Source organism: Myxococcus stipitatus DSM 14675 (genome assembly GCF_000331735.1).
Lineage (GTDB): Bacteria > Myxococcota > Myxococcia > Myxococcales > Myxococcaceae > Myxococcus > Myxococcus stipitatus.
The window spans coordinates 8,254,218-8,275,210 of record NC_020126.1; the positions used below are offsets into that span (position 1 = coordinate 8,254,218).

Sequence of the window (20,993 nt, forward strand, 5' to 3'; positions counted from 1 at the left end):
GGACGCAGCTGAGGCTTTCCCCCGGAGCCGCTTTGACCTAAACCCCGTTCCCATGCGCTTGACCGCGACGACGACCTGGTTGCTCGCCCTGCTCCTGGTGGGCATGGGCGGCTGCAATCAGCCCCGCTTCGGTACACCGCAAGATGCGTATACGTCCTTCCACCGCCTGGTGAAGCGCGGCGAGCTGCGCGCGGCCTGGGGTGCCTTGTCCCAGCCCACGCAGGAGTCGCTGACGAAGCGGGCCCAGGCGGTGAGTGACGCGTCCGGGGGCGCGGTGAAACCCGAGCCCCTGGGTCTCTTCTTCGCGAATGTCCCCCCTCCTCCGGATGTTACGGAGGTCTCATTGGTCCGGGAGGCTGGCAACGAGGCGACCGTGCTCGTGCGCTCGTCAGGCAGCACCCATGAGGTCCGGATGGTCCGGGAGCCGTCAGGGTGGAAAGTGGACCTCTCAGCCTCCCTTCAGCCGTGAAGCCGGGCATGCCCGGACTCCTCGCATCAGGTAACGTACGACTGTGAACGATCGGAAGACACGGCGGGCGGTTCCCGCGGTCGAAGTCATCCGGCGGCCGGCCTCGACGCCCGGCAGCGCCGCGCAGACTCCTTCCCCCTCGGAACCCGCCCCCACGGCGCCCACGCCGCGCCCCACGCCCCGGCCCACGGCCGGTACGGCCTCTGCCCCTATCGCGCCGACTCCTCGGCCCACGGGGGTGGCACCCACGCCTCGTCCCGCCGCTCCCGCGGCGCCGGCCGGGCTGCGCCTGCCCCCACGCCTCGTCCCGTCGGCACGGTCGCCCGCTCCGGCGCCCCGCACGGTGACGCCGGGCGTGCGGCCCCCCGCGCCGCGCGCGCCTGGAGGCCCTGGCGCCTCGGGCCCGCGCCCGGGCGGATTCGGAGGCAGGCCCGGGGGCTTCCGTCCCTCGACGCCGCGGCCTCCGCCCACGCCCGAGCAAATCCTGGCGCTCGCGCAGCGCGAGCACGTGCCCGCGCGCATCGCCAAGGGTGAGCTGGAAGGCAAGATGAAGTGCCGCATCTGGCGCAAGCTGCACGCCGAGGAGGCCAAGCGCTTCGACCAGGTCTACGAGCTGATGGGACAGACGCCGAGCCTGTCGCTGGGAGACGCGTTCGGCGTGCTCCAGAGCGGCATGACGGTGGCCGAGTTCATGGCGCGCAAGGAGCGCACCCAGCGCAAGGCGGCCATCAAGCAGGCCCGCGGCGAGGTGGACAACGCCGTGGTCGCGGAGCTGCTGGGCGGCCTCATCAGCGGGAAGGTGGAGGTCTCCGTCGTGCTGGCGGAGCGCTCCCTGCTCGACACGCTGGTCGCCGAGGAGCCCATCGCCTTCACGCTGGAGCGCACGGGCCGGCTGGAGAAGCTGCAGGTGGTGCTGCTGGCGCGGCGCGCGGAGTGGGACCGGCTGTTGCCCGGGCTCGAGCGCGACGCGAAGCTCACGCAGAAGCCGGCCACCGTGGCCCGTCAGCCGGACAAGCGGCCGTACTCGGACCCGCGCGCGTTCCTGGACCACCTGGGGCAGATGGTGAAGCTGGTGCTGCGCAACGGCATCACGCTCCAGCTGCCGCTCATGCACGTCGGCCGGTTCGACTTGCTGTTGGGTGAGACGGGGCACGAGGTCTTCGTCCCGCTCCACGCCCTGCTCCGCTTCGAGCCCGTCACCCAGAGCGCTCCCGCCGAAGGGGCCTGAGAAGGCCCTGGCGCCGGGGGCGCTGCCCTCTCCTTCCGTACGACATCGAGGCCCGCATGCGCCCCTTCATCTCCCGCATCATCAAGCCCTGGCTCGCGCTGGCCGCGACGGCCGCCATGGTGGCCGCCACGCAGCAAGGGTGCAGCAAGCCCAAGGACACGGCGTCCGCGGAAGCCGCGCCCACCGTCCCCGAGAAGCGGGAGAACGGCGTGCGCGTGGTGGAGCTGTCCGTGACGGAGAAGGGCTATGAGCCCAGCCCCGTGTCCCTCAAGAAGGGCGAGCCGGTGAAGCTGGTGGTCACGCGCAAGACGGACCTGACGTGCGCGACGGAGGTGGTGATGGACGGCTACGACATCAACACCCCGCTGCCGCTCAACGAGGCGGTGAGCATCACCTTCACGCCGAAGGAGTCCGGAAAGCTCGTCTACGGCTGCGCCATGGGGAAGATGATTTCCGGCGTATTCATGGTGGACTGAAGACGTAGGTCGAAATCTGGGCACCGCGCTGGGGCAGGTTAGTCTGCTCGGCCTGCATGGGCGGCGCGGCGGAGCTTTTCACGCGGCATGTCTTCCTGGACCTCGAGACGACGGGGTTGGATCCACGTGCCGACAAAATCATCGAGTTGGGATGTCTGTTCTTCGAGAACGGGCGCGAGGTGGACCGCTTCGCGCGCATGTACTCGGCATCCCGGCCCTTGCCGCTCACGATCCGGCGGCTGACGGGCCTGACGGACGCGGACCTCGCGGGCAAGCCCCGCTTCGGCTCCGACATGGAGGAGCTGCGACAGCGGCTCTCCGGGTGGACGGTGGTGGCGCACAACGCCCCGTTCGAGAAGGGCTTCCTGCCTGACTTGTTGGGGCCCATCCGCGCGCCGGTGCTCGACTCGTGCGAGCTGATGCACTACCTGCACCCGGAGCTGCCCAGCCACTCGCTGGAGTCGCTCTTGCGCTGGGCGGGGCTGGGCGTCCGCCAGCCTCACCGCGCGCTGTCGGACTGCGAGGCGGTGTACGCCGTGCTCGTGCAGACGATGGAGCGCATGGTGCGCGACGGGCGCGGCGAGGACGTGTCGGACCTCCTGGCCACGTTGGACCCTCGCGCGGCGCGGCGGCTGGGGCCCGCGGAGGGCGAAACCGGCGCCTTCGACTACGAGGAGTGGCCGCTCCTGGATTTGCTGTCGCGGCTGGCGGAAGCCTGTCGCGCCGTGCCCGCGCCGCTGAAGCTGGAGACCCAAGGGTTCTTGCGCGGGAAGCCGGAGCGGAGGCGGGCGGCGGGTGTCGCGGCCCTCGTCGAGCCGGAGGCGGATGCGCCCGTGCTGCCCGTTCGCGCCGACGAGGTGACGTCGGTGCTGGGTGCTGGTGGAGCGCTGGAGCGGCGCGAGGAGTCCTTCAAGAGCCGACCCGCGCAGCTCGACATGGCTCTCGCGGTGGCGCGTGCGCTGTCGGAGGGTGAGCAGGTGGCGGTAGAGGCGGGCACGGGCACGGGCAAGTCGCTCGCGTACCTGACGCCGGCCGCGCTGTTCGCGGCGCGAAACGGGCGCAAAGTCGGCGTGGCGCCTCACACGAAGACACTGCAGGACCAGTTGCTGGAGAAGGATCTGCCCCGCCTGCACCGGGCCATGGGCGGCACGTTCGGCTACGCGCTGCTCAAGGGACAGTCGAACTACCTGTGCCGGCGCCGGGCGCTGGAGGCAACGCGGGTGGAGCCGGGCATGGGGCACTCGGCGCGCGCGCCCCGGGCGTACCTGCGGGCGTACATGCGCCGCAGCCTGGACGGAGACCTGGACCGGCTGAGCCACTGGTTCCGGGAGCGCTTCCCGGTGCTGATGGGGTTGATGCCCGCGGTGCGGTCCGAGGCCGCGACGACGCTGGGCGAGAAGTGCCCGCATCACCACCGGTGCTTCTACCACTCGGCGGTGGCGCAGGCGCGCGAGGCGGATGTGCTGGTCATCAACCAGTCGCTCGCCTTCGCCTGGCCCGCGCGCTACCCGAAGATGGAGCACCTGATTCTCGACGAGGCGCACGAAGTCGAGGACGTGGCCACCACCGCGCTCACCGTGGAGCTGTCGGACCTGGCCTTCCATCGGCTCACCGAGCGACTGCATGGGCGCGATGGACGCCATGGGCTCTTCGCCGAGCTTCGCCGCGCACTCGTCGGCTCCCGGCGTGAGGAGTCTCGGGCGCTGATGGGTCAGGTGGAGGACGCGCTGCGCCGGCTGATGGATGAGGCTCGAGACCTGGGCGCGCGGGTGACGGAGCTGTGTGAGCCCTCGGCCACGACAGCGGGCGAGGACCCGGATGAAGGCGCGTATGCGCCCGAGCTCCGGGTGACGGAGGCCGTGCGCGCGCTTCCCACCTGGGCCCCCGTGCGCGAGGGACTCGAGCTGGTGCGTGGTGCGCTCCAGGCGCTCCACACGCTGCTCGCGGTGCGGGTGCTGGAGGCGCTGCCCGAGCTGGCCGCGCGGATGCCCGCGTTGGAGCGCGAGCTGTCGGGTGGAACCACGGAGCTGGGGGAACTGGCGACGCTGGCGCAGGAGCTCTCGGGTGAGGCGGCGGCGGGGCGGTGCTACTCGGCCACGGCGGAGCCTCGGCGTCAGCGATGGAGCGTGGGGGCTCAGCCCGTGGATGTGTCGTTCCATGTGTCGCGCGACTTCGCGGCGAGCAAGCGCGCGCTGGTGCTGACGTCCGCGACGCTGGGGCCCAGCAGCGGGAGTGGGACACCGTTCGTGCTGAAGCGGCTGGGACTCGACGGACGCGGTGATGCGCCCGCGCCCAGGTTGCTGCGAGCCCCCTCTCCCTTCCAACTGCACGAGCAGGCGCTGGTGGTGCTCGTCACGGACGCGCCTCGTGCGCATGAAGAGCCCTTCGTCGAGTGGGCCGCGACGCGCATCTCCGGCCTCGCGCAGACGATGGGTGGGCGACTCCTGGGCTTGTTCGCCTCCACGCGTCGGATGGACCGCGTGGGCGCGGAGGCTCGGGCCCGGCTGGAGCCGCTGGGAATCGAAGTGCTCCGGCAATCGCGAGGGCACAGCCGCTCGCTGGCGGCTCGGCAGGAGCGCGACACGGGCACGGTGTTGCTGGGCACGAAGAGCTTCTGGCAGGGCGTGGATATCCCAGGCCGAGGCGTGGGCTGTGTCTTCATCGACAAGCTCCCGCTGGAGCCCGCGCTTCGCCCGCTGGTGGCGGCTCGCGAGGAGCCTTTCGCCCGCTCGGGCAACGAGTACCAGGGCTTCCTCCAGTACCGGCTGCCGAGGGCGCTGCTGCTCCTGAGGCAGGGCGTGGGCCGACTCATCCGCTCCACCACGGACCGAGGCGTTGTCATCATCGCGGACCCGGGACACCCCAGCTATCGCGCGCACCTGCTCGAAGCGCTCGACGGCTACCACGTGGAGGCCTTGCCCTGGGCACAGGCCCGGCTGCGCATCCACGCGGTCCTCAAGCAGACGGGACTCACCGCGGACCTGCTCTCGACTCAGTGAGAGTGGATTCGTCTCGTGACACGGACCTCTTCAAGCCTTCGTGGGACTGCTTTCACGAGGCTTGCGCGCATTGTTCGCCGAGGCGCCTGAGCACGTCCCTGGCGCGCCCCTTGCTCGAGTGCATCGAGCATTGACGCGCGAGGCGGCCACCTCCACGCTTTCTCGGCATGGGATGGAGCGCGGACAGAGTTCGTGGTGGGGCCTTCCCTCGGGCACCTACTCAGGCGGCGTGGGATGCGATGGGGCCCGAGGAACGGGAAGAGGTCGTGGAATCACTGCCCGGCGAAGTCACGGACCGGGAGATGTCTCCGCCGGAGGGAGACCGGCACCAGGACGCGAGGCACCGCGTCCTCGACATCCTCAGGGGCCACTTCGACCGACGGAAGCGGTCGATGTACATCGGCTCCGAGCTGCCGGTGTACTACCCGGGCGAGCGGCGCTTCGCGCCTGACTTGCTGGTGGTGTTCGATGTCGAGCCGCACAGCCGCGAGAAGTGGCTGGTGAGCTACGAGGGCAAGGGCCTGGACTGGGTGATGGAGGTCCACTCCGGAGGCGACCGGAAGAAGGACGCCGTCTACAACGTGCGGCGCTACGCCCGGCTCGGAGTCCCCGAGTACTTCATCTACGACAGGGCTCGCGAACAGCTCCTGGGCTACCGGCTGAAGGCGCGGGGCTCGAGGACCTACTCACGCATCCCCGAGAAGCGGGGACGGCTCAGGTCGAAGGTGCTGGGCATCGACTTCGAGCTTCGCGATGACCAGGTGTTCCTGTGGACAGGCCCGACCCTGCTGCTCGAACCCATGGAGATGGTGGAGCAGCTCAAGGCGCGCGTGGCGAAGGCCAGCCAGCGCGCCGATGAGGAGCTCCGCATGCGTCGCGAGGAGGCACGACGACGCAGGAACACCGTGCGCCGTCTAGCCTCCGAGGCTGAGCGTCTTTCCTCGGAGACTCGCCGTCGACAGAGGGCGGAACGCGCGCTGGAGGAGTCCAATCAGCGCGCCAAGGATGCCGAGCAGAAGCTCGCGGCGATGAAGGCGGAGCTGCGCAAGCTGCGGTCCCGCCCTCACTGACCTCGCGGCCTCAGCCCTCCAGCCGCGCGCGGAAGCGGGACTCGAGCGCACGCAGCTCCGCGAGAGGCTCGCCCGAGAGGCCCGAGCGCTCCGCGGCCTCGAGCGCCTGCGCCAGGCTCTTCACGTCCTCTTCGCTCTGGTCCTTGAGCTTCTGCATCATGCTCCGCGTCGCGTCGAACAGCTCACGCAGCTCGTCGCCTTCGCGCAGACCGTACGGAGGCGGCTGCAGCTTGCCCGCCGACACATCCGTCACCATGCGGCGGATGCGCAGCAGGGGCCCCGCCAGCCGGTGCGTCACCACGATGGTGCCCAGCGCCACCACGACGAGGAAGCCCACCAGGAAGGCGCCCAGCACCCACCACGTCACGCGCTGGCGCCACTCCAGCTCCGCGCGCTGCGCGACAATCTCGGCGCGCTCCGCTTCGTAGGCCGCGTCGATGCCGCTCGCCTTCTCCCGGAAGGTGGCCTCGAAGGACGGGTCATCCATGCGCGCCAGCAGCTCGTTGGAGAGCGTGGCACCAGACAGCTCCCGGCTCACCTCCGCCGCGCGCGAGCGGGCCTCCACCGCCGCCGCCGTCTCGCGCATCAGCGTCCGGGCCGACCGCACCAGGAACACCCCCAGCAAGGCCGACAGCACCAACGTCACGCCCACCATGTACGCGGTCAACTTGAGCTGGAAGCTCGTATCCAGCAGGAAGTTGCGCCAGCGGCGCCTCGGGGCCGTCGTCCGCGCCGTGCTCGTCGTCATGTCTCGTTGCTCCACTCGAAGGTTTCCGCGGCTTCCTCCACCGCTCGGGGCACCAGTGCCTTGAGGAGGTCCGCGGGCTGCGCGCCCCCGGCCTTCACATCCACCTGCCCTAGCAGCGACAGGTCCGGGTAGCTCATGCAAACGATGGCCACCCGCAAGCCTCCTCCCTCCAATGCATGAACCTCCGGGGTGATGCGATAGCCACTCACCCCCAGCTTCTTCAGCGCGCCCTTCGCCGCGGACTTGGACTCCTTGGCGGGCGCCAGCATCGCGCCCCGGCGTACCAGTCTCGAGCGAAGCCGGGCCTCGGTGGCCTTCACCAGCTCCGCGGGCAACGTGCGCGTGAGGTCCTTCATCCCATCCACCACGATGTAGAAGCGCGGAGGACGCGACTGATACGCCTTCAGCGAGCCCACCGCCTCCTGCACAGCAGTCTTCACCGCCGCGTCCGGCTCCGTCTTGTGCGCCTCCAGACACGGCAGCGCGGAGACCTCCTGGAGCTTCGCCAGCGCCTTGGCGACGGCCGCCCGCACCAACTCGCTGGGGTCCTTCAGGGCGCCACACAGCGGGGCCACGGCCTCCGGGTCCTCCGTGGCCCCCAGCACCAGCGCCGCCTGCGAGCGCGAGCGAGGGTCCTTGCCCTGCTGCAGCTGGCGTCCCAGGAACGAAATCCGGGTATCCCCCTGGGCCAGGGACACGCAGGGCGTGAACAGCAACAGCAGCAGGAGGAGGGAATGAGGGGGCAGCCGCATGGCGGGGAACGACTCGCAGTGTAGCCCTGTGTGCCCGGTGACGAACAGTTACCCGGCAGGCAGGGCACGCACACCCACCTTCCCGGCGCTCGTAGGCGCGGTGGATCCGACAAGAGGCCATCCTGGGGTAACGTGCGCCCGTCCAGGAGGGCATGCCCGGTGTCATTCGCTTCCCGGTTGGAAGGTTTGCTGCAGCAAGTGGGGTTGAGCGGCGTGGTGGAAGAGGTGCGTTCGCGGCTGGGCTACACACGCCCGCAGCCGCCGCCCTCTCGCAATGGCGCCACGCACGCCGCCCCTCCGCCCGTGGCCCGGAAGGAAGCCCCCGCCGCAGCCCCCGCGCCTCCCGGCGTGGCGGAGCCCACACGCGTCGAACGCACGCCCCGGCCCCGCCCCGTCGCGGAAGCCGAAGCGGAGCCGCTGCCCCTCGAGGCCTCGGCCCCCGAAGCCCCCGCTCCTCGCGCCGCCAAGGCCAAGAAGGCCCGGACCGCCACCAAGGCCCCCAAGGTCAAGGTCGCCTCCGCCAAGGCCCCCAAGGCCAAGGCCAGCGGCAAGAGCCCGACCCGGAGCAAGGCGCGCGAGAAGAAGCCCGAGGCCTCCGCCGCCGACTCCCACCAGGCCGTGGGCCAGCTCGTGGATGCGCTGCGAGCCCATCCCCGCCACGAGGAGCTGCGCGCCGCGGGCAAGCTGAAGGATCAGCTCGTGCGGTCGCTGATTCCCCTCTACCTCGCCCGGGCCATGGAGCTGGACATGGAGGTGACGTCGGGGACCACGTCCCGCTTCTGGGGTGAGCTCGGCATCAGCTACGCCGCCCCCAACGCGGCCAAGGCCCTGCGCCTGCATGCCGGTTACGCCCAGGACACGAAGAAGGGCAAGGCCATCACGCCCAAGGGCGTCCAGTACGTCGAGGAGACCCTCAAGAAGCAGCGCGAGGGCGCCTCGGCCTGAGCCTTCCGGCCCCCCGCGCACTGTCCGCGGGCGGGCACTTCGAGGTCGTCGCGGACCGCCAGGGGTTGACTGGCGAACGGCCTTCCGGGCCCCGCGACGGAGCAACTGGCCCCCATCGGGATGCCTCCTAGATTGGCGCGAGCGATGGCCACGACGCGCCCTTCTGCCAGGAGGTCCTCCCCGCTTCGCCGCGCACCACAGCTCGGGACGGGGAGCGCGCGCGACGTGTGCCTCCCGGACGGGCGGGCCTCCCGTGACGGCGGGACGGCGCGGGGTGGGGCATGGGGCCGGATGCACTGACGTTCTACCGAGCCGCGAGGCGCCTGCGACACCTGGGCGTGCCCTTGCTGCCCGCCTGGGTCTCCGCCGTGGGTGACCGCCTGCTGCACAGCCATGTCGACATCGACGCGAGGCTGCATGCCTCCGTGGGCCTGGGCTACGGCGGCGTGGGCGTGGTGGTCGCGCCGGGGGTCGAGGTGGGCGAGGGCAGCTTCCTCTCGCAGAACGTGAGCGTGGAGCCGCGGCTCGGGGAGGCGGAGGCGCCTCGCATCGGTCGCAACGTCTACGTGGGCGTGGGAGCTCAAATCATCGGCCCGGTGACGGTGGGAGACGACGCGGTGATTGGCGCCGGAGCCCTGGTGACGGCGGATGTCCCGCCCAGGGCGGTGGTGGTGGGAGACCCCGCCCGGGTGGTCAAGTACAAGCCCGCGAGACAGCACTGACGGGCCCCTCCCCTGTCCCCTCTCCAGGGGCCCGGGCGTGTCGGAATCCCGCCGCCCGGGTCGTCCGGCCGTCCCATGCAAACTCCAAGAACTCCTGCGCGGCCTCCTCTTGTGGCATATACCCACACCATGCCTTCCGCCCTCACCGCCTCCGAGATTCGCGAGGCGTTCCTCAAGTTCTTCGAGGAGCGTGCGCACCGCCGCGTCCCCTCCTCTTCGCTGGTGCCCGCAAACGACCCGACCCTGCTGTTCACCAACGCGGGCATGGTCCAGTTCAAGGACGTCTTCACCGGCCGGGAGCGCCGCGACTACAGCCGCGCCACGACCTCGCAGAAGTGCGTGCGCGCCGGTGGCAAGCACAACGACCTCGACAACGTGGGCTACACGGCGCGCCACCACACGTTCTTCGAGATGCTCGGCAACTTCTCCTTCGGCGACTACTTCAAGGCGGACGCGATTGCGTACGGCTGGGAGTTCGTGACGAAGACGCTGGGGCTCTCCACGGAGCGGCTGGCCATCACCGTGTTCAACGGCGAGGACGGCATCCCCTGGGATGAGGAGGCGTTCGAGCTGTGGGTGAAGCAGGGCGTGTCCCGCGACCGCATCTACAAGCTCGGCAAGAAGGACAACTTCTGGGCCATGGGCGACACGGGCCCGTGCGGCCCCTGCTCCGAAATCCACTACCACCAGGGCGACGACATCCCCTGTGTCGAGGAGGCTGCGGGCAACAAGTGTCTGGGCGTCGCGTGTGACTGCGACCGGTGGCTGGAGATCTGGAACCTCGTGTTCATGCAGTTCGAGCGCAAGGAGAAGGACGCGCCGCTGATTCCCTTGCCCAAGCCGTCCATCGACACGGGCGCGGGCCTGGAGCGCATCGCCTCCGTCGTGCAGGGCAAGCGCTCCAACTACGACACGGACCTGTTCCAGCAGCTCATCGCCCGTGTGGTGGAGATCTCCGGCAAGCCCTACGCGCAGGAGACGGGCGCTTCCCACCGCGTCATCGCGGACCACGGCCGGGCGGCGGCGTTCCTCATCGCGGACGGCGTGCAGCCCTCCAATGAGGGCCGCGGCTACGTCCTGCGCCGCATCATGCGCCGCGCGATTCGCCACGGAACGTTGCTGGATGTGGACCAGCTCTTCTTCTTCAAGGTCGTGGACCGGGTCATCGAGCTGATGGGTGACGCGTACCCCGAGCTGCGCGAGAGCCGGCCCTTCATCCTCAAGGTGGCGGAGCACGAGGAGGAGAGCTTCCGGCGCACGCTCAATCGCGGCATGAAGATGATTGAGGACAACGTCGCGCGGATGAAGCAGGCCAGCGAGAAGCTGATGTCCGGCGCGGACGTGTTCCTGCTCCATGGCACCTACGGCTTCCCGTGGGACCTGACGCAGATCATCCTGAAGGAGCACGGGCTCGACGCGGACATCCCGGGCTTCGAGGAGGAGCTGAAGAAGGAGGCCGAGCGCGGCAAGGGCGGCGACCTCAACAAGGAAAAGGCCATCGGGGACATCTACCTCAAGCTGCTGGAGAAGCTCGGGCCCACCGAGTTCCTCGGCTACGAGGGTGAGGGTCACGAGGGCGAGGGCAGCATCCGCGCGCTGATTCGCGATGGCGCCGAGGTGATCCAGGCGTCCCAGGGCGACAAGGTGGAGCTGGTGATGGACCGGACGCCCTTCTACGGCGAGTCCGGCGGCCAGCAGGGCGACACGGGCGACATCGTGGGCCACGGCGGCAAGGCGGTCGCGAAGGTCCAGGACGCGCAGCGCCCGGTGCAGGGGCTCATCGTCCATACGGTGGAGATCGCCGAGGGCACCTTCAAGGTCGGCGACATGGTGCAGGCGGCGGTGAACGTGGAGCGCCGCAAGGCCATCCGCGCGAACCACTCGGCGACGCACCTGTTGCACAAGGCGCTCAAGCTGGTGCTCGGCGAGCACGTGAAGCAGGCGGGCTCCGTGGTGGCGCCGGACCTGCTGCGCTTCGACTTCTCGCACTTCGGCCCGATGACGACCGAGGAGACCGAGAAGGTCGAGGACCTGGTCAACGGCTGGATTCGCGACAACGCGGCGGCGCAGACGCGCGTCATGGCGCTCGAGGACGCGAAGAAGTCCGGCGCGGTGGCGATGTTCGGTGAGAAGTACGGCGAGACGGTGCGCGTCGTCACCGTCCATCCGGAGTCCACCGAGCTGTGCGGCGGCACGCACGTGCGGCGCAGCGGCGACATCGGTCTATTCAAGGTGACGAGCGAGAGTGGTGTCGCGTCCGGCGTGCGGCGCATCATCGCGCTCACGGGCGTGGGTGCGCTCCAGTTCGTGCGCGAGCAGGAGCACGAGCTGCGCAAGGTGGCCGAGCTGTTGAAGACGTCCCCCAAGGACGTGGCCAAGCGCGTGGAGTCGACGCAGAAGCGCGTGAAGGAGCTGGAGCGCAAGGTGGAGGAGGTCTCCGTCAAGGCGCAGACGGCGGGCAGCAAGGACCTGCTGGAGCAGGCGCGCGACATCAACGGCATGAAGGTGCTGGCGACGCGCGTGGACCCGGCGGACGACAAGGTGTTCCGCGGCATGGCGGACCAGCTCCGCGACCGCATCCAGTCAGGTGTGGTGGCCATTGGCGGCGAGAAGGACGGCCGCGCCATCATCCTCGTGGCGCTCACGAAGGATGTGGTGGCCAAGGGCATCAGCGCGGGTGACCTGGTGCGCGAGATGGCCAAGGAAGTCGGCGGCAAGGGCGGCGGCAAGGCGGACATGGCGCAGGCCGGTGGTCCGGACGCGTCGAAGCTGCCCGCGGCGCTGGACAAGCTGTACGAGCTGGTGAAGGGAGCGGGCGCCGCGTGAGCCCTCGCGCCTCTTCTGCCCTGTCGCCGGTGGCGCGACTCCTGGCTGCGGCCCTCCTGTTGGGGGGCTGCACGAAGGAGGAGACTCCACCCGAGGCGATGGGTACGGCGGAGGAGCGCACCCTCCAGAAGCTGCGGCAGGAAGTGGACCGGGTGAACCAAGGTGGTCGCCCGGCCATGGGCCCCGAGGCGGCTCGCGGTGCGCCGAACGAGCAGCTCGCGGGGCTGGCCGCGGGACTGGATGAGGCGGTGCCGCAGAAGCTGAGCGTGCCCGCGCCCAACGAGACGGTGCATGTGGACACGGTGGCGGTGAAGCTCACCGCGCTGGAGTCATCGCACTCGGTGAAGGGCTCGGGGAAGATGGGCGTGACGACGGAGGACTTGTTCCTCCGTGTGCAGCTCATCACGCAGAACGTGGGCCCCAAGCCCGTGGCGTTGGACCTGGATTCAGCGAAGGTGGTGGACGCGAAAGGTGCGTCGTATCCCCTGGCGAGAGATGCCCAGGCGCTGGCGGGAACGCGGCCCTTGCGGCGTACATGGGCGCTCGAGGAGCGGTCTGACGTCGTCCTCTTGTTCGAGCTTCCTCCGCCGGTCCTGCGGGAAGGTGCCTTGCACCTGGTCCTGCAAGGGACGGGGGGAGAGGTGCGGATCCCCCTGCGATGAGCGGGCTTGTGTCCAAGCTGCTTCCGCTGCGAATCCGCCTTCCGTACAGCACGGAGGAGGAGTTCATCGACAAGTACGGCTCCAACGTGGCGCGCGGCGGAGTGTTCGTCGCGACGCGAGCGTTGAAGCCCGAGGGTACCGGACTCGCGTTCGAGTTCGTGCTCGCGGATGGGAGCCGACTGCTGCGCGGTGAAGGCGTGGTGGTGAAGACGCAGGTGGAGTCGGGCAGCGGGCGCACGGGGATGACGGTGCGCTTCGTGAAGCTGGATGCCGCGAGCAAGGCACTCGTCGACCGCGTGGTCGCGCGACGCGGACCGTCGGAGCCGACTCCGGGGCAGAGTGTTCCCGGGTTGGTTCGGAAGAATCAGGTGCCCAAGGCACCGTCTGGGGTGGCAGCGCCTGTCTCGGTGGACCCGAGGCACGGGCAACAGGGTGGCGCGGAGACTTCGCCCACCGGGAGCTTCGACGGCACAGGTGCTTCGGAGACAGTTCCTAGGGCGGAGCGTGTGCCCTCGGGCCACACGGCATCGGAAGCGAGTCAGGGGAGCGCGGGTGTCGAGGCTGCATCCCCGATGCCCCATCGCATCGGAGAGGCAAGCGGCGACACGTCGGCAGCCGCCCTCTTTCCGGAGGATGGAGCTGGCTCCATCCAGCGGCAGAGCGCAGTGGACGACGTGCGGTTCGCGAAGCCTTCTACCCCGGTTCCTGAGCGTCCCGTTGGGACGACAGCTGCTCGCATCTCCGCCGAGACCAACGCTTCCGAGGTGCAGGGAGGCTTGATTGGCTCCGGGCCTGCGGAGGCCGCTGGGCCTTCGATGCAGGCGCACGAAGCGTCTCACGCCGCCATCGAGTTCGACATTCTTGCTGACGAGGAAGCTTTCGCGGCCTCTCACGCATCCGTCGAGCCAGCCGCAGCGGCAACCGCCACATCGATCTCAGCCACCGCGTCCACCGTCTTCACGGAACAGGGACCTTCGAGCGCATCTGATTTCGCCGAGCCCCCCACGCCTGCGAAATCGCGTACGTCGGAAGGTCCCTCGGATTCCGTGGCACGGGCACACGCCACTTCGCGCGAGTTCCCTGGACCCGCTGGACTTGCGTCCCACGCGCCTGAAACCTCGCACGCGACTGCTGAGTCCGCGATAGGGGCTCACGCGACTTCGCACCCGGCCTCCGATTCCAGCGCGCCTGCGGAACAGGTGTCGGCGCCTGTTCACGCATCCGCTGAATCCACCGCGACCGCAGCGCAGGCCCCCGCGACTCTTCGCTCAACACAAGTGCCCGCCGAATCTGCGGCGAAGCCCCTCTCAGTCTCGCCTGCAGCCTCCGGACTCATCGCGCCGGCTGCGGCGCTGCCTCACGCATTCTCCGCACCTTCAGCGCAGATTCCTTCGGACTCACGCTCCGCTGCCGACTCCATCGCGCCCGCTGAACGGGAGCATGAGGCTCACCGCGCCCCCACTGCACCTACAACGCAGTCGCCCACGGCCACGCAGGCAGCTGATGAGTCGACTGCATCCGTGGCACAGGTGGTTACGGCTCCGCCCTCATCCGTCGGCATCGCCGACGATGCTTCGACTGAGACGCCTGCGGTTTCTCGCGCATCTGCATCTGTGGCTCAGGTGGTTGCGGCTCCGCCCTCATCCGTCGGCATCGCCGAAGATGCTTCGCTTGAGACGCCTGCGGTTTCTCGCGCATCTGCATCTGTGGCTCAGGTGGTTGCGGCTCTGCCCTCATCCATCGGCATCGCCGACGATGCTTCGACTGAGACGCCTGCGGTTTCTCGCTCATTCGATGAGGCGGCCGCATCTGTGGTGCAGGTGCTTGCGGCTCCGCCCTCATCTGCTGGCAGCCCCGAAGGCGCTTCGTCTGAGGCGTCTGCGATTTCTCGCTCATCCGACGAGTCGGCTGCATCTGTGGTGCAGGTGGTTGCGGCGCCGCCCTCATCCGTTGGCAGCGCCGAAGACGCTTCGACTGAGACACCTTCGGCTTCTCGCTCAGCCGATGAGTCGGCCGCATCTGCGGCGCAGGTGGTTGCGTCTAGCGATTCATCCATCAACTCCACCATCGCTGCGGCACAGACTCCTGCGATTTCTCACGCATCCGCTGAGTCCTCCGCATCTGGCACACAGGTCGGTCAATCCGCTGAAGCACAAGCGCCAGCGGTTCCTCACGCACCCGCTGGACCCAACGAGACCGCGACACACGTTGCCGCGACAACGCAAGCAACTACTGAGTCCACTGCGGCTGCGGCAGAGGCGGTTGTAATTCCTCGCTCATTCGTCGGTTCCGCCGAAGATGCTGCACAGGCGCCCGCGACAACGCAGGCCTCCACGGAGGCCACGACGCCCGCGGCACAGGCGCCCGCGACAACGCAGGCCACCGCACCCACGGCACAAGATCCCACGACAGCGCAGGCCTCCACTGAGGCCGCCGCGTCCACGACAAAGGCGCCTGCGACAGCTCAGGCTTCCACTGAGACCGCCGCGTCCGAGGCACAGGCGCCTGCGACAGCGCAGGTTACCACCGGGGCCGCCGCGTCCACGGCACAAGTTCCCGCGACGACGCCTGCATCCACCGGGGCCGCCGCGTCCACGGCACAAGTTCCCGCGACGACGCCTGCATCCACCGGGGCCGCCGCCGCATCCACGGCACAAGCTCCCGCGACAACGCAGGCATCCACTGGGACCGCCGCACCTGCAGCACAATCTCCCGCGACAACTCAGGCCACCGAGTCCGCAGGACAAGCTCCCGCGACAACACAGCCCTCTACTGAGGCCGCCGCGCCTGCGGCACAAGCTCCCGCGACAACGCAGGTGACTGCGTCCGCACCACAGGCACTCACGACAGCGCAGGCCTCCACTGAGGCCGCCGCGCCTGCGGCACAGGCTCCCGCGACAACACAGGCCTCCACTGGGGCCGCCGCGCCTGCGGCACAGGCTCCCGCGACAACACAGGCCTCCACTGGGGCCGCCGCGTCCGAGGAACAAGCTCCCGCGACAACTCAGTCCTCCACTGAGGTCGCCGCGTCCACGGCACAGGCTCCCGCGACAACGCAGGCATCCACTGGGGCCGCCGCGTCCGAGGCACAAGCTCCCGCGACAACTCAGTCCTCCACCGGGGCCACAACGTCCGCGGCACAAGTTCCCGCGACAACGCCTGCATCCACCGCATCCGCGGCACAGGCCCCCGCGACAACACCATCCTCCACTGCGGCCACCACACCTCCGGTGCAGGCCCCCGCCACCTCGCGCCCCTCACCCGACCCCACCGAGCCCGCGAGCCCACCGACCGACACGGACTCCGCACGGAACCGTCGCCGCGCCATCCTCGACGTCTCCGTCGCCTCGCCGTCTCCCACCGTTCCCGAAGTGGTGCTGGGCATCGACCTGGGCACCTCCCACGCCCGCGTCGCCGTCTTCCACGAAGGCACTGCCCAGCTCATCCCACTCCCCGGCACCGACGAGACCGAACTTCCCGCCCTCGTCGCGGTCGACGGTCAGGACGAACTGCTCGTCGGCGCGGCCGCCCAGGTCGAATCCCTGCGCGCCCCTCGCCGTGCGGCCCCGGGCCTCATGCGCTTGCTCGGCCTCCGCGCACGCTCCCCCCGCCTGCGCAACCTCGCCCCTCAGCTCCCCTTCCCCGTCGCCGCCGACCCGAGCGGCGATGCAGCAGTGGAGCTCGGCGGCCGGCTCGTCGCCCCCACCCTCTTCACCGCCCTCCTCCTGCGCGAGCTGAAGCACGCCGCCACCACATTCGTCGGCCGGAAGGCCACTCGCGCCGTCATCTGCGCCCCCACTCACTTCACCGACCGGCAACGCGCCGCCCTCCGTGACGCGGCCACCATGGCCGGGCTCGATGCCCAGCGCATCCTCACCGCCCCCGCCGCCGCGGCCCTCGCGCATGGCCACGGCCGGAGCATGGCGCGCAAGCGGGTCCTCGTCGTGGACCTCGGCGGTGGTGGGCTCGGCGTGTGCGTGGTCCAGGTGACGGGCGACGACCTCGAGGTCATCACCACCGGCGGAGACCCACTGGTCGGCGGCCTCGACTTCGACGCCCGCATCGCCGAGGCCCTCGCCAGCGACCTCGCCGAACAAGGCATCCCCCGCCCTACCCACTCCCTCGACTGGGCCCCGCTGCGCACCGCCGCCGAGTCCGCCAAGGTCGCCCTCTCCGAGCGCCAGCACGCCGACATCTCCCTGTCCTCGGGCACCGTGCCGCCCTTGAGCCGCGAGCGACTCGAAGCCCTCACCGCGGACCTCGCCCAACGCGTGACGTCCGTCGTGCGCGAGGTCCTCGACTCCAACGCACTCTCCCCTCAGGGCCTCGACGCCGTGCTCCTCGTGGGCGGCCAGGGACGAACCCCGCTCGTCCGCCGCCGCCTGGAAGAGAGCCTCGGAGTCCCCGTCCGCGACGACGTCGACGCCCGAGGCGCCGCGGCCCTCGGTGCCGCCCTGCTCGGCCACGGCCTCCTCCTCGCCGAGAGCGGCAAGCCCGCCGCCTCCGTCTCCGAGGTCCTCACCGCCCCCATCGGTGTCGCCGAGCGCGGAGGCACCCTGCGCCGGGTCCTCGAGCGCACCACCCGCCTGCCCGCGGGCAAGACGCTCGTCCTCCCCACCACTCCAGGCCCGCTGGAGCTCGCCCTCTTCCAAGGCGCCTCCCCGCTCGCCGCGGAGAACGAGTACCTGGGACGCCTCTCCCTCAACGTGGAGCGCGCGGGCGAAGTCGAGCTGCACTTCGCGCTCTCCGCCGACGGCACCCTGTCCCTGGAAGCCACCCTGCCCGGCGTCCGCCGCCAGCCCGTCTCCCTCTCCCTGGAGGACCTGGACGACGCGGCACGCGAGGCGCTCGTCGCCCGCTCGCCGCTCCAAGGCGAACCCGAGGCTCGCCCCAGTGGGCTGCTGTCCGGATTGAAGAAGCTCTTCGGTCGCCGCTGAGCGCTTCTCCGGCCGGCTTCTCGCGGGCCTTCCGAACCACCGCCACCCCAGTGGCCCCTCTCTGTAGCCAACTCAACGGATGCCCACCTTTCCGCTGACCCAAACTGCGGGGAGGGATGCGATGCGACGATTGATGGTGGGAGGAGTTGCCGCTGCGGCGTTGGGACTGGCCACTCCTGCAGCAGCCGCCGTGGAAGCGCAGAACGTCGCCAAGGGACTCGGCGTCAGACAGGACCCGGCCTTCGGCTTCGACTTCCACCTGGGCATGGGCAGCCTGACGGGCTCGCTCGGTGACGACGTCGGCCTGGGCTGGCTCGTGGGCTTCAACGCCGTGACGATGCCCTGGAAGTATGTGGGCCTGGAGGTCGGCTATGAGCTGGAACGTCTGCCCATCAAGGCCAGCCGCGTCGGCGACGAGGGCGAGGCCCTGTGGCGCAACAACCTGGGCCTCCTCGTGAAGGCCGGGCCGCTCATCCAGGACAAGTGGCGGCCCTACATCGGCACCGGCTTCGGCGTCAGCTACTTCAACCCGTCCGACGGCGCCGACCACGTCTACGACAGCGACTGGACCACCGAAATCCCCATCATCGTCGGCGCCGAGTACCGCCTCGGCTACTTCTACGCGGGCATCCGAGGCTCCTACAGCTTCATCGGCGGCGAGGACATCGTGGACCGTCCCGGCACGACGGAGAACGCCCACGGCGGTCTCCTCAACGCCACGCTCACGCTGGGCGCCCGCTTCTAGCGCGCCCCGACGTCACACCGTCGCCAGACGCAGCACCGTCTCGGGGCGTGGGTCCTTCGCCCACGCCTCGAGCAACACCGCCGCCGGAGAGCGCTTCGACGCCGCCACTTCCGCCAGCGGGTCCAACAGCGGCGCGTCCGCGGCATCCAGCCGCTGCAGGCCCCGCCGTGCAATCCCCACCATCTCCTCCGCCAACCGGTACAGCTCCTGGGAGCCCAGCCGCCCCTCCAGCCCCTCGCGGCGCGCGGTGTCGTGGAAGGCCAGGTGCTCGGCGTACGTGAGCTTCGGCAGGAGCTTCTCCGCCTCGTCCAGCGCGGTGGTGTCGTAGAGGATGCCTCGCCACAGCGCCGCCAGCGCGCCCGTCATCCCCGCGGTGCCGCAGTCCGCGCCACGCACCTCCAGGACCTTCTTCAGCCGCACCTCGGGGAAGAGCGTGGACAGGTGGTCCGTCCAGTCGTCCATGTCCGCGGGCTGTCCCTCGAACCCGTCGCTCAGGAGCTGCCGGAACGTGAGCTTCGGGTGCAGGTACTGCCCGTTGCGACGCAGGAAGAGCAGCGGCGCATCCATCGCCCACTCGACATAGGCGCGGTACGAGAACGAACCATCGAAGAACGCGGGCAGGTACCCACAGCGCGTCGGGTCCACCTCGTCCCAGACGCGGTTGCGGAAGGACATGTAGCCGGAGGGCTTGCCCTCCACCAACGGGCTGTTGGCGTACAGCGCGTTCATGAGGGGCGCCAGCCGCGCCACCACCACCGTCTTCCGGACGCAGTCCGCCTCATCCGTCCAGTCGAGCGACACCTGCCCCGTGGCCGTCATCAACATCATGTTGAGCGCCAGCCGACCGCGCTCCGGCAGGGTGCGCCGCATCACCAGGTAGCGCGTCTTGGGCATCCACGGCATCGACGCCGTCGACCCCGTGAGGCGGTACCCCAGCGTCACCAGCCGCAGCCCCAACTCCCCCGCCGCCGCCTTCACCTGCGCCAGGTGCGCCAGGTTCTCCGCATGGGCCTCGCGGGCCGTGACGAAGGGACTGCCGGACAGCTCGAACTGTCCACCCGGCTCCAGGGAGATGGTCGCCGCGCCCTGCGCCTGCTGGAGCGCGATGATGGGGGACTCGGGCGTCTCCCGGAACGGGACGTAGCCGTCCGGGGCCAGCCGGCTCAACAGCGCCCCCACCCCCGACGCCCCCTCATAGGGAACGGGCGAGTCGCCGCCGACCGGAAACAGGAGCTTTTCGTGCTCCAGGCCCAGGCGCAGTGCGCCATGAGGCTTCTCGGCGGACCGGAAACCCGTCACCAGCATGTCGACGGAGGTGATGGGTTCGGAAGCAGCTCGCTTGAGGTCGAGGGACATGTGCGCGCCCTATATAACGGGGACCTCCGGACCCGCTTTCGATTTGCGCACCGCGCCCGCCATGAGCCCCACCTCTCCCGTCCCCACCCTCTCCCCCCAGGCCCGCCTGTCCGATTTCTTCCAGGGACTGGGACTGCTTGGCCGAGCCTCCGGCCTCATCTTCCGCTCCCGCCGGCTCTTCGTCCTGTCCGCCCTGTGCGCCGCGGTCACCGCCGTCGCCCTGGTGGGCCTGGCCTGGCTCCTGTGGAACCACGCCCCGCGCCTGCTGGGCTCACTCTGGACCCTCCCCGACTCCTGGTACGGCCGAGGCGCCTGGTACACCCTCCTGGTCCTCACCTCGCTCGTGCTCTGGGTGGTGGGGGCCAACATCGTCCCCCCGCTGCTCCTGGCCCCCCTCCAGGACCCCATCTCCGAGGTCACCGAGTCCCTCTGCGGAGGCGGCGAAGGCCCGCCCTTCAGCCTCGCGGGCTTCATGCGGGGCATCGTCACGGGCGTGGCGCACACCCTGGCCCGGCTCTTCTTCCTCGTCGCCGGGCTGACGCTCTTGTTGCCCCTGCATCTGATTCCCGGGGTGGGGAGCGTCTTGTGGACGGTGCTCGGCGGCCTGTGGACCATGACCTGGATGGCGGGCGAGTTCCTGGCCGCGCCCATGACACGGCACCTCTACCCCTTCGCCGAGGTGCGGCGGATGCTCCGTGAGCGCCGCGCCCTCTGCCTCGGCCTGGGGGCGGGCGTCTATGTCCTCTTGTGGCTGCCCATCCTGAACACCTTCTTCCTCCCGGTGGCCATCGTCGCGGGCACCCTGCTCTACCGGGGCCTGCGCCAGGCGGGCGTCCTCCCCCCGCCGCCCAGCGGCCAGGCAGGGGGCGGTGCCCTGAAATAAACGCCGCCACCGACTGTCGGTCCCACCTGGACGGGAACGCAGTGCCCACCAGGGACGTTCTGCCTCTTCAGCGGGGAGTCGACGCCTTGAAGCACCAGGAGGCCGTGATTAGGCTTGCCTGGCCGCTTCAATGCCCAGCTACCGTTTCAAAGGTTCGGATTTTCTAGGCATTTCA

General features: G+C 69.9%; 15 protein-coding genes and 1 pseudogene. 13 read left to right on the forward strand and 3 right to left on the reverse strand.

The features are described 5' to 3' along the window. Nucleotides 1-52: 52 nt before the first annotated feature. The 5 genes from MYSTI_RS31710 (at nucleotide 53) to MYSTI_RS31730 (ending at nucleotide 6,242) form a co-directional block, all read left to right on the forward strand. A complete protein-coding gene (locus tag MYSTI_RS31710; protein WP_015351912.1) occupies nucleotides 53-469 on the forward strand; it encodes a hypothetical protein in 417 nt (138 codons plus the stop codon). Nucleotides 470-824: 355 nt separating this feature from the next. Further along, nucleotides 825-1,697 carry a hypothetical protein gene (locus MYSTI_RS31715; RefSeq protein WP_233278019.1) on the forward strand — a complete coding sequence of 291 codons (873 nt, stop codon included), beginning with the start codon at nucleotides 825-827 and terminating at the stop codon, nucleotides 1,695-1,697. A gap of 56 nt (nucleotides 1,698-1,753) precedes the next feature. Beyond that, complete coding sequence (locus MYSTI_RS31720; RefSeq protein WP_015351914.1) at nucleotides 1,754-2,173, forward strand: cupredoxin domain-containing protein; 420 nt, start codon at nucleotides 1,754-1,756, stop codon at nucleotides 2,171-2,173. Between the two features lie 56 nt (nucleotides 2,174-2,229). After that, entirely contained in the window at nucleotides 2,230-5,172 is a 2,943-nt protein-coding gene (locus tag MYSTI_RS31725; protein ID WP_015351915.1) for a helicase C-terminal domain-containing protein, read from the forward strand. A gap of 239 nt (nucleotides 5,173-5,411) precedes the next feature. Further along, nucleotides 5,412-6,242, forward strand: a complete 831-nt coding sequence (locus MYSTI_RS31730; protein ID WP_015351916.1) for a Uma2 family endonuclease — start codon at nucleotides 5,412-5,414, stop codon at nucleotides 6,240-6,242. 10 nt (nucleotides 6,243-6,252) lie between these two features. Here MYSTI_RS31730 and MYSTI_RS31735 read toward each other — a convergent pair whose 3' ends face one another. Together MYSTI_RS31735 and MYSTI_RS31740 are read right to left on the reverse strand one after the other, a co-directional pair. Beyond that, a complete protein-coding gene (locus tag MYSTI_RS31735; protein WP_015351917.1) occupies nucleotides 6,253-6,990 on the reverse strand; it encodes a sensor histidine kinase in 738 nt (245 codons plus the stop codon). After that, nucleotides 6,987-7,742 (reverse strand): HEAT repeat domain-containing protein, encoded by a 756-nt coding sequence (locus MYSTI_RS31740; protein WP_015351918.1) that lies wholly within the window; start codon nucleotides 7,740-7,742, stop codon nucleotides 6,987-6,989. The genes MYSTI_RS31735 and MYSTI_RS31740 overlap by 4 nt, the downstream gene beginning before the upstream one ends. Before the next feature lie 159 nt (nucleotides 7,743-7,901). Here MYSTI_RS31740 and MYSTI_RS31745 point away from each other — a divergent pair, with 159 nt between their 5' ends. The 7 genes and pseudogenes from MYSTI_RS31745 (at nucleotide 7,902) to MYSTI_RS31775 (ending at nucleotide 18,579) form a co-directional block, all read left to right on the forward strand. Then, entirely contained in the window at nucleotides 7,902-8,687 is a 786-nt protein-coding gene (locus tag MYSTI_RS31745; RefSeq protein ID WP_015351919.1) for a hypothetical protein, read from the forward strand. Nucleotides 8,688-8,968: 281 nt separating this feature from the next. Further along, entirely contained in the window at nucleotides 8,969-9,409 is a 441-nt protein-coding gene (locus MYSTI_RS45535; RefSeq protein ID WP_015351920.1) for a serine O-acetyltransferase, read from the forward strand. 129 nt (nucleotides 9,410-9,538) lie between these two features. Further along, nucleotides 9,539-12,235 carry an alanine--tRNA ligase gene (gene alaS / locus MYSTI_RS31755; RefSeq protein ID WP_015351921.1) on the forward strand — a complete coding sequence of 899 codons (2,697 nt, stop codon included), beginning with the start codon at nucleotides 9,539-9,541 and terminating at the stop codon, nucleotides 12,233-12,235. Continuing rightward, nucleotides 12,232-12,897, forward strand: coding sequence for a lipoprotein (locus MYSTI_RS31760; protein ID WP_015351922.1), 666 nt, complete (start codon nucleotides 12,232-12,234; stop codon nucleotides 12,895-12,897). Before alaS ends, MYSTI_RS31760 begins: the two co-directional genes overlap by 4 nt. Then, a pseudogene (locus tag MYSTI_RS43415) lies at nucleotides 12,894-13,142 on the forward strand (PilZ domain-containing protein); the annotation flags it as partial. The gene MYSTI_RS31760 and the pseudogene MYSTI_RS43415, both read left to right, overlap by 4 nt. 2,985 nt (nucleotides 13,143-16,127) lie before the next feature. Then, the gene (locus MYSTI_RS44945; RefSeq protein WP_044900794.1) at nucleotides 16,128-17,834 is read left to right on the forward strand and encodes an Hsp70 family protein; all 1,707 of its coding nucleotides are present in this window, start codon (nucleotides 16,128-16,130) and stop codon (nucleotides 17,832-17,834) included. Between the two features lie 133 nt (nucleotides 17,835-17,967). Next, entirely contained in the window at nucleotides 17,968-18,579 is a 612-nt protein-coding gene (locus MYSTI_RS31775; protein WP_267881073.1) for an outer membrane beta-barrel protein, read from the forward strand. A 12-nt stretch (nucleotides 18,580-18,591) separates the two neighbouring features. Here MYSTI_RS31775 and MYSTI_RS31780 read toward each other — a convergent pair whose 3' ends face one another. After that, nucleotides 18,592-19,935 (reverse strand): glutamate--cysteine ligase, encoded by a 1,344-nt coding sequence (locus MYSTI_RS31780; RefSeq protein ID WP_044281781.1) that lies wholly within the window; start codon nucleotides 19,933-19,935, stop codon nucleotides 18,592-18,594. 61 nt (nucleotides 19,936-19,996) lie between these two features. On the opposite strand from MYSTI_RS31780, the gene MYSTI_RS31785 reads away from it, so the two are divergent. Beyond that, entirely contained in the window at nucleotides 19,997-20,818 is an 822-nt protein-coding gene (locus MYSTI_RS31785; protein WP_044281782.1) for an EI24 domain-containing protein, read from the forward strand. The last annotated feature ends 175 nt before the right edge of the window (nucleotides 20,819-20,993 follow it).